Origin of the sequence: Silicimonas algicola, from assembly GCF_003148765.1 — a bacterium.
Lineage (GTDB): Bacteria > Pseudomonadota > Alphaproteobacteria > Rhodobacterales > Rhodobacteraceae > Silicimonas > Silicimonas algicola.
In genome coordinates this window covers 199,367-213,616 of record NZ_QGGV01000001.1, presented here as the reverse complement: position 1 = coordinate 213,616, position 14,250 = coordinate 199,367, and the positions used below count along the sequence as shown (strand labels likewise).

At 63.8% G+C, this 14,250-nt stretch carries 12 protein-coding genes; 8 read left to right on the top strand and 4 right to left on the bottom strand.

Annotation, left to right across the window (positions count from 1 at the left end; genetic code table 11):
* The first annotated feature begins 8 nt into the window (after positions 1-8).
* Positions 9-527, top strand: a complete 519-nt coding sequence (locus C8D95_RS01015) for a cupin domain-containing protein (RefSeq protein ID WP_109757288.1) — start codon at positions 9-11, stop codon at positions 525-527.
* Here the strand turns inward: C8D95_RS01015 and wrbA are convergent.
* Complete coding sequence (wrbA, locus tag C8D95_RS01010; protein ID WP_109757287.1) at positions 524-1,111, bottom strand: NAD(P)H:quinone oxidoreductase; 588 nt, start codon at positions 1,109-1,111, stop codon at positions 524-526. The two genes, C8D95_RS01015 and wrbA, sit on opposite strands and share 4 nt — an antisense overlap.
* Before the next feature lie 158 nt (positions 1,112-1,269).
* Here wrbA and C8D95_RS01005 point away from each other — a divergent pair, with 158 nt between their 5' ends.
* Positions 1,270-2,031 carry a potassium channel family protein gene (locus tag C8D95_RS01005; RefSeq protein ID WP_206508407.1) on the top strand — a complete coding sequence of 254 codons (762 nt, stop codon included), beginning with the start codon at positions 1,270-1,272 and terminating at the stop codon, positions 2,029-2,031.
* On the opposite strand, the gene C8D95_RS01000 is transcribed toward C8D95_RS01005, so the two are convergent.
* Positions 2,028-3,686: an NAD+ synthase gene (locus tag C8D95_RS01000; protein ID WP_109757286.1), complete on the bottom strand. Its 1,659-nt coding sequence runs from the start codon at positions 3,684-3,686 to the stop codon at positions 2,028-2,030. The two genes, C8D95_RS01005 and C8D95_RS01000, sit on opposite strands and share 4 nt — an antisense overlap.
* A gap of 160 nt (positions 3,687-3,846) precedes the next feature.
* Between C8D95_RS01000 and C8D95_RS00995 the strand changes: the two genes are divergently transcribed.
* Positions 3,847-5,241, top strand: a complete 1,395-nt coding sequence (locus C8D95_RS00995; protein ID WP_109757285.1) for a 2-isopropylmalate synthase — start codon at positions 3,847-3,849, stop codon at positions 5,239-5,241.
* Between the two features lie 36 nt (positions 5,242-5,277).
* Positions 5,278-6,552: a flavin-dependent oxidoreductase gene (locus tag C8D95_RS00990; protein ID WP_109757284.1), complete on the top strand. Its 1,275-nt coding sequence runs from the start codon at positions 5,278-5,280 to the stop codon at positions 6,550-6,552.
* Here the strand turns inward: C8D95_RS00990 and C8D95_RS00985 are convergent.
* Together C8D95_RS00985 and C8D95_RS00980 are read right to left on the bottom strand one after the other, a co-directional pair.
* The gene (locus C8D95_RS00985; RefSeq protein ID WP_109757283.1) at positions 6,549-8,057 is read right to left on the bottom strand and encodes a cryptochrome/photolyase family protein; all 1,509 of its coding nucleotides are present in this window, start codon (positions 8,055-8,057) and stop codon (positions 6,549-6,551) included. The genes C8D95_RS00990 and C8D95_RS00985 overlap by 4 nt on opposite strands.
* On the bottom strand, positions 8,057-8,722 hold the full coding sequence (locus C8D95_RS00980; protein WP_109757915.1) for an SDR family NAD(P)-dependent oxidoreductase: 666 nt from the start codon (positions 8,720-8,722) through the stop codon (positions 8,057-8,059). The genes C8D95_RS00985 and C8D95_RS00980 overlap by 1 nt, the downstream gene beginning before the upstream one ends.
* Before the next feature lie 233 nt (positions 8,723-8,955).
* Here C8D95_RS00980 and C8D95_RS00975 point away from each other — a divergent pair, with 233 nt between their 5' ends.
* The 4 genes from C8D95_RS00975 to C8D95_RS00960 all read left to right on the top strand — a co-directional run bounded on the left by C8D95_RS00975 (position 8,956) and on the right by C8D95_RS00960 (position 14,250).
* Positions 8,956-9,936 carry an ABC transporter permease gene (locus C8D95_RS00975; protein ID WP_109757282.1) on the top strand — a complete coding sequence of 327 codons (981 nt, stop codon included), beginning with the start codon at positions 8,956-8,958 and terminating at the stop codon, positions 9,934-9,936.
* The gene (locus C8D95_RS00970) at positions 9,933-10,853 is read left to right on the top strand and encodes an ABC transporter permease (RefSeq protein ID WP_109757281.1); all 921 of its coding nucleotides are present in this window, start codon (positions 9,933-9,935) and stop codon (positions 10,851-10,853) included. The genes C8D95_RS00975 and C8D95_RS00970 overlap by 4 nt, the downstream gene beginning before the upstream one ends.
* Before the next feature lie 8 nt (positions 10,854-10,861).
* Positions 10,862-12,478, top strand: coding sequence for an ABC transporter ATP-binding protein (locus C8D95_RS00965; protein ID WP_109757280.1), 1,617 nt, complete (start codon positions 10,862-10,864; stop codon positions 12,476-12,478).
* A gap of 203 nt (positions 12,479-12,681) precedes the next feature.
* Positions 12,682-14,250 carry a 2-isopropylmalate synthase gene (locus C8D95_RS00960; RefSeq protein ID WP_109757279.1) on the top strand — a complete coding sequence of 523 codons (1,569 nt, stop codon included), beginning with the start codon at positions 12,682-12,684 and terminating at the stop codon, positions 14,248-14,250.

Sequence of the window (14,250 nt, the reverse complement as noted above, 5' to 3'; positions counted from 1 at the left end):
AGGCGCACATGAGCAATCAAGGTCAATCCCATACGCTGATCGACACACCGGCAAACGGGGGCGTCCCGAACAATGGCGCGTTGCCCGCTGTCATCCTGCCGGGCGTCCTGTCGTCAGGCAAATCGACAGACGAAGTACAAAACCTCCTTCGCGCCAACGGATGGGTCGGGAGCTGGGTATGGACGGTCTATGACTTCCACCACTTCCATCCTGCCTCGCACGAGGTGCTTGTGTGCGTGAAGGGCAGCGCCACGCTCCAGATCGGCGGACCGGACGGGCCCGAGGTCGGGGTTCAGGACGGCGACGTTGTGATCCTGCCCGCAGGCTTCGGTCATCGGCGCTTAAAGTCCGATGTCGAGTTCGCCGTGGTCGGCGCCTACCCGGAGGGACAGGAAGACCCTGAGATCATCCGCGCAGGCGACATGCCCATCGAGAGAGCGGAAAAATTGGTCTCGGCGACACCTCTTCCCGACCGCGATCCGCTGTCGGGAAGAGACGGGCTTCTCATGCAGGTATGGGGCGCCTAGCCGCGGATTTTCTTCGTCATCGCGACAAGGCGCTCGGCCTGGTGTCGGATCGCCTTTTCGCCTGTCGCGTCGAGCTTACCGGCCTGCGCGGAGAAGCCATAGGGGTTGCCCCCGGATTCGAAGAGAACCTCGCTCGTGTAGCCCGGCGCCACGATGATCGAGCCCCAGTGCATCACCGTCGTGTAGAGCGAAATCAGTGTGGTCTCCTGTCCGCCGTGGACGTTCTGCGCGCTGGTGGTCGCGGTGAAGGTCTTGTCGGCAAGGCCGCCCTTTTGCCAAAGGGGCCCGAGCGTGTCGATGAATGCGCGCATCTGGCTCGCTACGACGCCATAGCGGGTGGGAGCGGAGAAGAAGTACCCATCCGCCCAGTCCATGTCGTCCGGCGTCACCTCGGGGATGTCGTCCATCTTGGTCTGCTGCGCTTTCCAGGCGTCCTGACCCTCGACGATTTCCTTTGGGGCGGTTTCGCGTACGCGCAGCAACCTGACTTCGGCGCCCGCTGCCTCCGCGGCTTCGGCGGCAATCTTGGCCATGTCGTGGTTGGTGCCATAGGTTGAATAGAAGACGACGGCTATCTTTGTCATGGGATTTCCTTGGGTGTGGGTGGTTCGCCAGAGACATAGCCGGACCGCCGTTACAGTCGACCCGCCGCCCCCGCACAGAACCTGCTCGCCGGCGCACACGCTTGCCCTTGGGTCTGCCCGCGATACTGTCCTGACACCGATCGGGAACGGGGCGCAGCGTGCTGGACAGGATAAAGTCGCTTTACGAGGACGACACTCACGCGGCGCACCGCTTCCGCTACGCGCTTCTAACGTTCGATGTCGTGACGATCGTCTTCGTCATCGCGACATCTTTCGTCGAACGCGCGGCGTGGATCGAGGTGCTGGATATCGTCTTCGGCGTCCTGATCCTCGCCGATTTCGTGATCCGCATCCTGATCGACGCACAGAGGGCCAGGCTTCCACTCCGCCTCTCGTTTTGGGCCGACGTGGTGGCAGTGGCCTCTTTCCTCGCCCCGATGGCGGGAGAAGGCCTGGGCTTCCTGCGCATCCTCCGGACGATGCGGCTTCTTCACACGTACCAGCTTCTCGCCCGACTCAGGCAGGACTTCTCATTCTTCCGCAAGAACGAGGAAGTCGTCCTGGCCGCGATCAACCTGGCCGTTTTCCTCTTCGTCATGACGGGGCTGATCTATGCCACGCAGGCGGCCCGGAACCCTGACATCAGAAATTACGCCGACGCTCTCTATTTTACCGTCACCACACTGACGACGACCGGCTTCGGTGACATCACGCTCGAAGGCGCTGGCGGGCGGATGCTGGCGGTGGCGGTGATGATCTTCGGAGTGACGTTGTTCCTGAGACTCCTCCAGGTCCTGATCCGACCAACGAAGGTCCGGCAAGAATGCCCGGTCTGCGGCCTTTTCCTGCACGACATCGACGCGGTGCATTGCAAGCACTGCGGAGAGACGTTGCATATCCGGACCGAGGGCGCCGTCTAGGACGGATCGCGCCACCGATTGACGATCGGATAGCGACGGTCGAGCCAGAAGCTCCGCTTCGTCAGCCGCGGCCCGGGGGCCGACTGGAAGCGCTTGTATTCGGCGAGGTAGACGAGCCGCTCGACCTTCTTGACGATGTCCCGGTCGAAGCCCATCCCGACAACCTCGGCTACCGACTTCTCGTGGTCGATCAGCGCCTCCAGGATCACGTCGAGGTCGGAGTATTCCGGCAGGCTGTCGCTGTCCTTCTGGTCCGCCCGCAGCTCGGCCGTCGGTGGCTTGTCGATCACACGCGGCGGGATCACCTCACCCTCAGGTCCCATCATCCAATCGCGATGATTGGCATTCCGCCAGCGACAGGTCTCGAAGACCCGCATTTTGTAGAGGTCCTTGATGGGGTTATAGCCCCCCGCCATGTCGCCGTAGATCGTGGCGTATCCCACCGCGACCTCGGACTTGTTGCCGGTCGTCAGCAACATCTCGCCAAATTTGTTCGACAGCGCCATCAGGATCACGCCCCGCAGGCGCGATTGGATGTTCTCCTCGGCGAGGTCGGGTGTCGTTCCCGCGAAGACCTCGGCAAGTGCGCCGTTGACCGCCTCGACCGGCTCGCGGATGGACACCGTGTCGAGCCGCGCCCCCAGCCGCTGCGCGACCTCGGCCACATCTTCGAGAGAGGTCTGGGACGTAAAGCGCGAGGGCAACATCACGCAGCGCACGTTCTGCGGGCCAATGGCATCGGCGGCGATCGTTGCGACGATGGCGCTGTCGACGCCCCCTGACAGTCCCAGGACGACCTTCCGGAACCCCGTCTTACCCAGATAGTCGCGCAGCGACTGGACCATCGCGCGGTAATCCTGCTCCCACTCGTCGGGAAACTCGGCGACCTCGCCTTCGATTGCGCGCCAGCCGTTTTCGGTCTTCTCGAAATCGACGTGAGTCACGTCTTCGTCGAAGACAGGAAGGCGGCGGGCGATACGGCCGTGCGGGTTCAGGACGAAAGAGCCGCCGTCGAAGACCTGGTCGTCCTGCGCGCCTACCATGTTGAGATAGACGAGCGGCAGTCCAGTCTCGACCACGCGGGCAACCATGACGTTCAGCCTCGTGTCGTACTTGTTGCGGTAGTAGGGCGAGCCATTCGGAACGATAAGGATCTCGGCCCCGCTTTCGGCCATCGCCTCGGGCACGTCCTCGTGCCACGCGTCCTCGCAGATGGGAGTTCCGACCCGGACCACGCCGAGATCGAAAGGTCCCGAGATCGGACCGGGGGAAAATAGCCGGACCTCGTCGAAGACGGTCTCATTCGGCAGTTCGTGCTTCAGCACCTGGCGCACGACGCGGCCAGCTTTCAGGATGTGGTAGGCGTTGTAGAGCTTGCCGCCCTGCAAGAGCGGACCGCCGATCCCAAGCACCGGTCCGTCGGCGCAGTCGGCTGCCAGTCGCTCGACATGCGCCATCGCATCGAGTGTGAATGCGGGCTTCATCACGAGATCCTGGGTCTGATAGCCCGTGATAAACATCTCGGGCAGAACGACCATATCGGCGCCCGCCGCCCGGCCCTCGTCCCAAGCGCGTTTTGCGAGGTCCGCATTTCCGCCGAGATCGCCCACGGTCGGGTTCATCTGCCCCAGGGTCAGCCTGAATCGCTCAGCCATCGCGACGCTCCTATCGGTCGGAACCGCCTTAGCGAGACATCCGCCGAAGGAAAAGGGCTGCCGGGAAAAGCGTTGCGGCTCCGGGGTGCCTCCACTAGATTTGCCGCGAGGATGAGAACACGGGCCGAAGGCCCAGGCAGGTTTAGGCGGGGGAAAGCAGATGAAACGGGCTCTCGGGTTATCGGCTCTGGTCCTTGCAGCCGGCTTTGCCGGCATCGCTTCGGCGCAGCAGGTCATCACCAAGCAATACGACGATGGAGGGGTCTACGAGGGCACCTTCAAGGACGGCAAGCAGGACGGCACGGGCACCTATCGCCTGCCGAACGGCTATGTCTACGAAGGCGAATGGGTCGAGGGCGAGATCCGCGGGCAGGGCCGGGCCGAGTTTCCGAACGGCTCGATCTATGAAGGCGAGTTCGCGAACGGCAAGCCCGAGGGACGAGGCAAGATCACTTTCGCCGACGGCGGCACCTACGAAGGCCAATGGGCCGACGGCAAGATCAACGGCACCGGAGTGGCGGTCTATGCCAACGGCGTCCGCTACGAGGGCGAGTTTCAGGACGCGCTTCATCACGGCACAGGCCGGATGGAAAGCCCGAACGGCTATGTCTATGACGGCCAGTGGAATCGCGGCATCAAGGAAGGCGACGGACGGATCGAGTATCCCGACGGTGCGGTCTATGTCGGCCAGCTTGTCCGCGGTGTGCGCGAAGGCACGGGAACCCTGACTATGCCGGACGGGCTTGTCTACGAAGGCGAGTGGAAGGACGGCCAGATCAACGGGATGGGCACCCTGACACAGCCCAACGGCGACGTCTACGTGGGCCAGCTCGTCGCAGGCAAGCGCCAGGGCGAAGGCAAGGTCACCTATGCCAACGGCGATGTCTACGAAGGCATGTTCGCGGCCGACCAGCGCGAGGGCACCGGCACCTTCACCGGCACCGATGGCTACGTCTACACGGGCACATGGGCGGGAGGCGAGATCGAGGGCGAGGGCGAAGTCACCTATCCGGATGGCTCGGTCTACACCGGCACCTTCAAGGCAAACCTCGCCGATGGCACGGGCCGCATCGTCTATCCCGACGGGAATACCTACGAAGGAACCTGGATCGGCGGCGTGATCGAGGGCAAGGGCACCGCAACCTATGCGAACGGCCTCGTCTATGAAGGCGAGTTCAAGGACGCCAAGATGGACGGCCAGGGCAAGATGACCTTCGCCGACGGGTATACCTACGAGGGCGGATGGGTCGGCGGCCAGAGGGAGGGCCAGGGCGTAGCTATCTATTCCGATGGCACCACCTATGAGGGCGGCTTCGTCGGCGGCAAGCGCCAGGGCACCGGCAAGATCACGATGCCTGACGGTTTCGTCTACGAGGGCGAATGGACGGACGGCGAGATCGACGGCCAGGGGATCGCGACCTACGCCAACGGCGACGTCTACGAGGGCACCTTCGTCCAGGGCAAGCGCCAGGGCGAAGGCACTATCCGTTATGCGACGGGCGAAGAGCGGACGGGAACTTGGGAAGATGGTGTGCTGACGACGGAATCGAACTGATCCGACGTCAAGCCAGCCAGCCACGGGACACCTCGCTTGGATAATGACCGTATTCTCATCGCGGGCGGCGGGATTGGTGGCCTCGTCACCGCCCTGACGCTGCACCAGGTGGGTCTGCGTTGCCTGGTCCTCGAGGCGGCGCGCGAGATGAAGCCGCTCGGCGTCGGCATCAATCTCCAGCCGAACGCTGTCCGGGAGCTTCAGGATCTCGGGATCGGTCCGGAGGAGCTGGACCGCGTCGGTCTGCCCGCGCGCGAATGGGCTCTAGTCAGTTTGAACGGCAAAGAGATCTATTCCGAGCCAAGAGGCACATACGCGGGCTATCGCTGGCCGCAGTACGCCGTCCATCGCGGCGAGTTCCACATGCTTCTCTTCGACAAGGTCCGCGAACGGTTGGGGCCGGACGCGGTCCGCCTTGGGACGCGGGTGAAGGGCTATTCGAAAGCGGTGAATGGCGCCGCCGCGCGGATCGCCACGGAGGATGGTGGAACAGAGCAGCTGCACGGCCGCCTTCTGATCGGCGCGGACGGGATCCATTCCGCGATACGCTCGCAGATGCATCCCGACCAGCCCCCGATCCATTGGGGCGGTGCCGTCATGTGGCGCGGCACCACACGAGCGGCCCCGATCCGGACTGGATCCAGCTTTGTAGGCCTCGGAACGCATCGCCATCGCATGGTGATCTACCCTATTTCGCATCCGGACGCGGACGGACTGGCCACGATCAACTGGATCGCCGAGCGGACGCTCGACGCCTCCGAAGGATGGCAGCAGAACGCCTGGTTCAAGCAGGTCGACGTCGAGGACTTCGCGCACCATTTCGACAACTTCTGCTATGACTGGCTAGACGTACCCGCGATGCTACGCGCCGCCGACGTGGCCTATGAAAACCCGATGATCGACCGCGACCCCGTTCATACGTGGATCGACGGCCCGGTCGCACTCATGGGCGACGCCGCACACGCGATGTATCCGACCGGGTCCAACGGCGCGAGCCAGGCCATCATCGACGCACGCGAACTTGGCGCCGCGATGCTTGCACACGGACCTACGCCAACCGCTCTGCGGGCTTACGACGAAAAGCTTTGCGGGCCGGTCAGCGCGATTGTCCTGCGAAACAGGGGCGCGGGACCATTCGGTCTTCTGAACCTCGTCGACGAGCGCTGCGGTGGCGAGTTCGATGACATCGACGACGTCATCTCGCCGCATGAGCGGCAGGAGTTCATGCACGGCTACCAGTCCGCGGCCGGCTTCGCGAAGGACGCGCTGAATGCTGCGCCTCCGATCATCGCGAGCGTGATCCCGGTCTAGAGGGCGTCGAGGAAGGCATTGGCTTGCCCGATCACGGCTGCCTTCTTGTCATCAGCCAGACGATCCCAGCTCCGATACATGTTGGCCATGCGCGGGTTGCTCTGGAACCTCTCCCGGTGCCGGTCGAGAAAGTGCCAGTAGAGGAAGTTGAAGGGACAGGCGTCCTCGCCAGTCCGCTTCTTAACGTCGTAGGCGCACTCGGCGCAGTAGTCCGACATCCGGTTGATGTAGTTGCCCGACGAGACGTAGGGTTTCGATCCGACGATGCCGCCGTCCGCGAACTGGCTCATGCCGATCACGTTGCCCGCCATCACCCAGCCATAGGCATCGGCATAGGCCAGCATGTACCAGTCGTAGACCTCGGCGGGATCGATGCCCGCCAGAAGCGCGAAGTTGCCCGTCACCATCAGTCGCTGGATGTGGTGCGCGTAGGCGTGGTCGCGGGTCGCTTCCACCGCACGCCGGATGCAGCGCATCTCTGTCTCGGCGGTCCAGTAGAACTCAGGTAATTTCCGTCGATGGCTCAGTGCATTGCGCGCGTCATACTCCGGACCTTCGCGCCAGTAGATGCCCCGCATGTATTCACGCCACCCGATGATCTGCCGGATGAAGCCTTCGACCGCGTTCAGGGGCGCCGCCCCATCCTTCCACGCCTGTTCCGCCGCCTCACAGACTTCAATCGGGTCGAGGAGACCGGCGTTGAGGTAGATGGACAGAAGCGAGTGCGACAGGAAGTCGTCGTTTGACAGCATTGCGTCCTGGTAGTCGCCGAAAGGCGCGAGAGCGTGCTTGATGAAGTGCGAAAGGGCGCGCCCAGCCTCTTCCTCTCGAACGGCGAACCAGAACGGCCTCAACACGCCAAAGTTATCGGGAAACCGCAGCTCGATCATGGTGAGCACCTCTTTGGTTATCCCGTCGGGCGAGAATCGCAAGGGACCACCGAAGTCGATGCCTTTGGGCGCGGGCTTGCGGTTGTCGTGGTCGAAGTTCCACTGACCGCCGGCCGGCTCGCCGTCCTCCATTAGAAGGCCGGTCTTTCGACGCATATCGCGGTAGAACCACTCCATCCGCAGTTCTTTCCGATTTGCGGCCCACGCGTTGAAGTCGGCGTGGGACGCGACGAAGCGGTCGTCTTCCAGCATGGTCGTTTTCAGGGGCAAGGACTGAAGCGCCTCGAGAAGCCGCCATTCGCCCGGCTCCGTGGCGATGACCTCCGTTGATCCGTGACGGTCGGCGGCGGAGAGAATGGCGCCCGCGATGCTGTCGTGCGCGGCTTCGTCATCAAGCTGCGTGTAGTCGACGGTCCAGCCCGCGCTGCGCAAGCGGTTGCGGAAGTGCCGCATCGCCGAGAAGCAGAACGCAAGCTTCCTGACGTGGTGGCGGACGTAGGTCGCTTCCCCCATGACTTCGGCCATGACGACGACGTCCGTCGAGAGGTCTGCCTCGCGCAGGGCCGCGACGCGTGTCGTGAGTTGGTCGCCGAGGACGAGGACAAGGCGGGGCACTACCAGGGAATCCGTCTTCCGGCGTAGTCGAAGAAGCCACCATTGTCGGAGGGCTCGAGACTTTCGACGACATTGAGCAGCTTGCCCGCGGCCTCCTCCGGCGTGACGGTTCGATGGTGTCCGGCGTAGTCCGCGGTGAAGGGCGTTGCCACGGTGCCGGGGTGCAGGCAGACAGCGATAGCATGCTTGTGCGTGCGGGCAAGTTCGATCGACGCTCCGTGCACAAGCTGGTTCAGGGCGGATTTCGACGCGCGGTACGAGTGCCACCCGCCGAGGCGGTTGTCGCCGATCGAGCCGACGCGCGCCGAGAGGGCGGCGAAAACCGAGTGTTGATTTCTCGGCAGAAGACGGACGGCGTGCTTCAACACCAGGGCGGGGCCGAGCGTGTTGACGCGGAACTGACCCAGAAGGCCCTCCGCCGTGATCTCCCGCAAGGCTTTTTCAGGTTCGGCCCCGTCGACGACAAGAGCCCCGGTTGCCGTGATGACAAGGTCGAAGGGCGGATCCAGCGCCCCAAGGAGCTGCGCGACCGAGGATTCGTCGGTGATCTCGAGGCCGTCGTCGCGGCGAGACAGTCCCACGACGTCGACGCGCCTTTCGCGAAGCGCCGCGACGAGGGCGCTTCCGATCCCGCCCGACGATCCGATGACCAAAGCTCGTTCCATGCCCGGCATCTAGAGCCGAGAAGACACTCGGAAAGGCGATGTCCAGTCGTCGCACCCCCGTGACTTGATCGGGCTCGGGAAAACCCGCGTCGATCCACCCTTGCTTTGTTAGATGGCTACGCCTGCCCACTGCCGGCGGGACGGAGTGCTACGGGCGGTTGTCAGACGGGGGGACGGTAGCTAGGCTTGCGCAGAAGCGGCCCGGAAGTGGCCCGTACGACGGGGAGACAGACTTGCATCCGATCCTTGCGACGGTTCTTCAGCGGCTTGGGTTGGGCCTTCTGACGCTTTTCCTCGTGTCGATCATCATCTTCTCGGCCATCGAATTCCTTCCCGGCGATTTCACCGAGGCCGTCCTTGGGCAGTCGGCCACCGAAGAGACCGTGGCCGCCTTCCGTCGCGAGCTTGGTCTCGATCAGCCCGCCTACGTCCGGTACATCGACTGGATCGGCTCGGTGGCGCAGGGCGATCTGGGGCAAAGCTTCTCGGGCCGGGCGTCCTCGGGCATAGACCGTTCGCGCTCGGTCGCCGAGCTGATCGCGCCCCGGCTGTCGAACACCCTGTTCCTTGCGGGCATGACGGCCATCGTCGCCGTGCCGCTCGCCCTGATCCTGGGGGTGACGGCCGCGCTCTGGCGCGGCGGCATCTACGACCGGGTGGTGAACGCGGTGACGTTGTCGACGATCTCCATGCCCGAATTTCTGGTCGCCTATCTCCTCATCCTTTTCCTCGCAACGCTGAACCCGATCTTTCCATCCCTCGCGGACGTGACATCGGCCACGCCATTCTGGGAAAGGGTCACGAAGTGCGCCCTGCCCTGCCTCACCCTGACGCTCGTCATCGTCGCTCACATGATGCGGATGACGCGTGCAGCCATCATCAACCTCCTTGCATCGCCCTATATCGAAATGGCGCGCCTCAAAGGGCTGAAGCCGTCGACGGTGATCCTCAGGCACGCCCTTCCGAACGCATGGGCTCCCATTGCGAATGTGGTGGCCTTCAACCTCGCCTACCTCGTCGTGGGTGTGGTCGTGGTGGAGGTCGTGTTCGTTTATCCCGGCGTGGGACAGCTGATGGTCGATGCCGTGACCTCGCGCGATATTCCCGTCGTGCAGGCCTGCGCCCTGATCTTCGCGGGCACCTACATCCTCTTGAACCTGACGGCGGACATCGTGTCGATCGCGACGAACCCCAGGCTTCTGCACCCCAGATGACAGACGCGCCGGAGACATACTCCGCCCTCGACGAAGTGGCCCAGCCAAGGGTCCGCCGAAGCCGCCTTCAGAAGGCGTGGATCGCTCTGAAGGGCGCGCCTCTCACGGCGTGGTTCGGGATGATCGTCATCGCGATCTACATGGTGGTGGCCTTGCTGGCGCCGTTGATCGCACCTTACGGTGAGGCGGACAGCAGCTTCGGAGCCTACCTGCCCTGGGGCGACGGGCATGTCTTCGGAACAGACCAGATCGGGCGCGACATCTTCTCGCGTCTGATCTACGGGGCGCGGAACACCATCGGGATCGCGGTCGTCACGACCCTACTGGCCTTCCTCGTGGGAGGAGGCCTTGGGCTTGCCGCCGCGATCAGCCGTGGGTGGGTGGACCAGTTCCTCGCCCGCGCGATCGACGTGCTCATGGCGATCCCGTCGCTGATCTTCGCGCTGATGCTTCTGTCGATCTTCGGCTCGTCGGTCTGGTCGCTGGTCGTCATCATCGCCCTTCTCGATTCGACGCGGGTCTTCCGTCTGACGCGGGCGGTGGCCATGAACGTCGCCGTGATGGAATACGTCGAGGCCGCGCGCCTACGCGGAGAAGGCCTTGGCTGGGTGATGCGCCGCGAGATTCTGCCCAACATCATGCCGCCCCTCGTCGCCGAATTCGGTCTGCGCTTCTGCTTCGTGTTCCTGACCATCGCGGCGCTGTCGTTCCTGGGCGTCGGAATTCAACCGCCGACGGCCGACTGGGGCTCGATGGTTCGCGAAAACGCCTCGCTGATCCAGTTCGCGCAGTACGACCTCAAAGCCGGAATCACGCCGCTGCTGCCGGCCGGAGCGATCGCGCTTCTGACCATTGCCGTGAACTTCGTGGTGGATTGGTTCCTCATCAAGACAAGCGGTCTGCGGGACGAGGTGTGAGGGACGACATGGCGGACGACCTTCTTCTCGACATGCGCGACGTCGTCATCGACGGGTTCTCGGACGAACGCTGGCATCCGATTGTCCGGGGCGTGAGCCTGACCCTGCGCCGGGGTGAGGTGTTGGGCCTCATCGGAGAATCGGGCGCCGGCAAATCGACCCTTGGTCTCGCGGCCATGGGCTTCGCGCGGCCCGGTTGCCGCCTGACCAGCGGCCGGATCGTGTTCGACGGCATCGACCTGATGACCGCGAGCGAGACGAAGCGGCAAGCTCTGCGGGGATCGCGTATCGCCTATGTCGCCCAGTCCGCCGCCGCAGCCTTCAACCCCGCGCACCGTCTGATCGACCAGACCGTCGAAGCGACCTTGGCCCACGGCCTTCGCCCCGAGGCCGAAGCGGTCGAGGACGCCAAGGCGCTTTATGCCGCGATGAAGCTGCCGGAGCCAAACACCATCGGATTTCGCTATCCCCATCAGGTTTCGGGCGGGCAACTTCAGCGGGCGATGACGGCAATGGCGATGAGCGCGCGTCCCGACCTCATCATCTTCGACGAGCCAACGACGGCACTGGACGTGACGACGCAGGTGAATGTGCTGGCCGCCATGAAGGAGGCGGTCGAACGCTTCGATACGGCGGCGATCTATATCACTCACGACCTTGCCGTGGTCGCTCAGATGGCCGACCGGATCAAGGTCCTGAGACACGGGCGGGAGATCGAGGAGGCCGAGACGGCCGAGATGCTGGCGCGCCCGAAGGATCCCTACACCCGGTCCCTCTGGGCTGTGCGCTCAATCGAGAAGCCGGCACGGGCCGCCTCCGAGCCTATTCTCGAGATCGCGGGTGTGACGGCAGCCTATGGCTCGAAGCCCGTCCTTCACGACGTGACGATCCGCGTCCCCAAGGGACGGACCATTGCCGTCGTAGGCGAAAGCGGTTCGGGCAAGTCCACGACCGCGCGCGTGGTGACGGGGCTTCTGCCGCCCATCGAGGGCACCGTTCGTTTCGACGGCGCCGGCCTTCCACCCGCGCTCAAGGGACGATCCAAGGAGCAGCTTCGCCGCATCCAGATGATCTACCAGATGGCCGACACGGCGATGAACCCGAGGCATCGCGTCTCGGAAATCATCGGGCGACCGCTAACCTTCTATCGCGGGCTGAAGGGACGCGCGCGCGAGGAAGAGGTGACGCGACTTCTGAAGCTGATCGAACTCGACGAGAGCTTCGCCGACCGCTTGCCCGGAGAACTGTCAGGCGGGCAGAAGCAGCGGATCTGCATTGCCCGCGCCCTTGCCGCCGAACCTGACCTAGTGATCTGCGACGAGGTCACCTCGGCGCTCGACCAGGTTGTGCAGGAAGGCATCCTGAAACTGCTTATGCGCCTTCAGGAAGAGCTTGGCGTGACCTACATCTTCATCACGCACGACATTGCGACGGTGCGGGCCATTGCGGACGAAATCGTGGTGATGCACCAGGGTCGCGTCGTCGAGCAGGGCCCGAAGGACGACATCCTTTCTCCCCCCCATCCTGACTATACCGCGCTTCTTCTCGCTTCGGTGCCCACGATGGAGCCGGGCTGGCTGGAAGGCGCGGTCATCCGTCAGTCGGCGCTTCACGCGCCCGACTAGGTGGGTTGGGAAGGCTTTGACAAGGCTGGCCCCGCTGCCTATCCTCTTTCGGCATGAACCAGGTGAGACATATCCCCTCCTGCGGCCTTTCTGCCGCCGACCTGCTTCTTCTCCTTAGCCGCCTCTGAGCGTGCCTTTTCGGCGCGACCGCTCAGAGGAGCTCCAGCGCCGGGACCAGAGCTAAGGACACAAGGATCAAGACCATGACAGACCAGACCCGTGTTGTAATCTTCGACACGACACTGCGCGACGGAGAGCAAAGCCCTGGCGCCACCATGAGCCATTCCGAGAAGCTGGAGATCGCCGAACTCCTCGACGACATGGGCGTCGACATCATCGAGGCCGGCTTCCCGATAGCTTCGGACGGGGACTTCGAGGCGGTGAGCGAGGTCGCACGGCGATCGAAACAGGCCGTGATCTGCGGCCTCGCCCGAGCCAACTTCAGGGACATCGACCGGTGCTGGGAGGCCGTGAAGCACGCGCGGCGCCCGCGCATCCACACCTTCATCGGGACGTCACCGTTGCACCGCGCCATCCCGAACCTGACGATGGACGAGATGGCCGACCGCATCCACGACACCGTGACGCATGCGCGGAATCTCTGCGACAACGTGCAGTGGTCGCCCATGGACGCCACCCGGACCGAGTGGGACTACCTCGCCCGCGTGGTCGAGATTGCGATCAAGGCGGGTGCGACCACGATCAACATCCCCGACACGGTCGGCTATACGGCGCCCCGCGAAAGTGCCGACCTGATCCGTCGGCTGATCGAGACCGTGCCGGGGGCCGACGAGGTGATCTTCGCCACGCATTGCCACAACGACCTCGGCATGGCGACGGCGAACGCGCTTGCCGCCGTCGAGGGTGGGGCGCGGCAGATCGAATGCACGATCAACGGCCTGGGCGAACGGGCCGGTAACACCGCACTGGAAGAGGTGGTGATGGCGCTTAAGGTGCGTCACGACATCATGCCCTGGACGACGGGTGTCGACACGACGAAGCTCATGCACATTTCGCGCCGGGTCTCGACGGTCTCAGGCTTCCCCGTGCAGTACAACAAGGCAATTGTCGGCAAGAACGCCTTCGCGCACGAAAGCGGCATTCACCAGGACGGAATGCTGAAGAACGCCGAGACTTTCGAGATCATGCGTCCCGAGGACGTGGGTCTGTCCGAGACGAACATCGTCATGGGCAAGCACTCGGGACGCGCCGCGCTGCGAGCGAAGCTGAAGGAATTGGGTTTCGACCTGGCCGACAACCAGCTCAACGACGTGTTCGTCCGGTTCAAGGCGCTGGCCGACCGCAAGAAAGAGGTCTTCGAGGACGACCTGATTGCCCTCATGCGTGACCAGGAGACAGGGGACGCGCACGACCGCATCAAGGTCAAGTTCCTGCGTGTCATCTGCGGCACCGAAGCGCCCCAGTCGGCGGATCTGATCCTTGAGATAGACGGGAAGGAACTGCGGACGACGTCCCAGGGAGACGGACCCGTGGATGCGACCTTCAACGCCGTGAAGGCTCTGTTCCCGCACGAGGCTCGGCTTCAGCTCTATCAGGTTCATGCCGTGACTGAAGGGACGGACGCCCAGGCCACCGTGAGCGTTCGAATGGAGGAGGAAGGTCGCATCGCGACCGGCCAGGCCGCGGACACGGATACGGTGGTAGCCTCGGCTAAGGCCTATGTGAACGCCTTGAATCGGCTTCTCGTGCGGCGACAGAAGTCCGATCCCGATTCTGACGTGAAGACCGTCAGCTACAAGGACGCCGGCTGA

Coding starts and splice junctions, on each gene's coding strand:
- C8D95_RS01015 (WP_109757288.1), top strand. CDS start 9: ATGAGCAATCAAGGTCAATCCCATACGCTGATCGACACACCGGCAAAC.
- wrbA (WP_109757287.1), bottom strand. CDS start 1,111: ATGACAAAGATAGCCGTCGTCTTCTATTCAACCTATGGCACCAACCAC.
- C8D95_RS01000 (WP_109757286.1), bottom strand. CDS start 3,686: ATGGCTGAGCGATTCAGGCTGACCCTGGGGCAGATGAACCCGACCGTG.
- C8D95_RS00995 (WP_109757285.1), top strand. CDS start 3,847: ATGAAACGGGCTCTCGGGTTATCGGCTCTGGTCCTTGCAGCCGGCTTT.
- C8D95_RS00980 (WP_109757915.1), bottom strand. CDS start 8,722: ATGGAACGAGCTTTGGTCATCGGATCGTCGGGCGGGATCGGAAGCGCC.
- C8D95_RS00970 (WP_109757281.1), top strand. CDS start 9,933: ATGACAGACGCGCCGGAGACATACTCCGCCCTCGACGAAGTGGCCCAG.
- C8D95_RS00965 (WP_109757280.1), top strand. CDS start 10,862: ATGGCGGACGACCTTCTTCTCGACATGCGCGACGTCGTCATCGACGGG.
- C8D95_RS00960 (WP_109757279.1), top strand. CDS start 12,682: ATGACAGACCAGACCCGTGTTGTAATCTTCGACACGACACTGCGCGAC.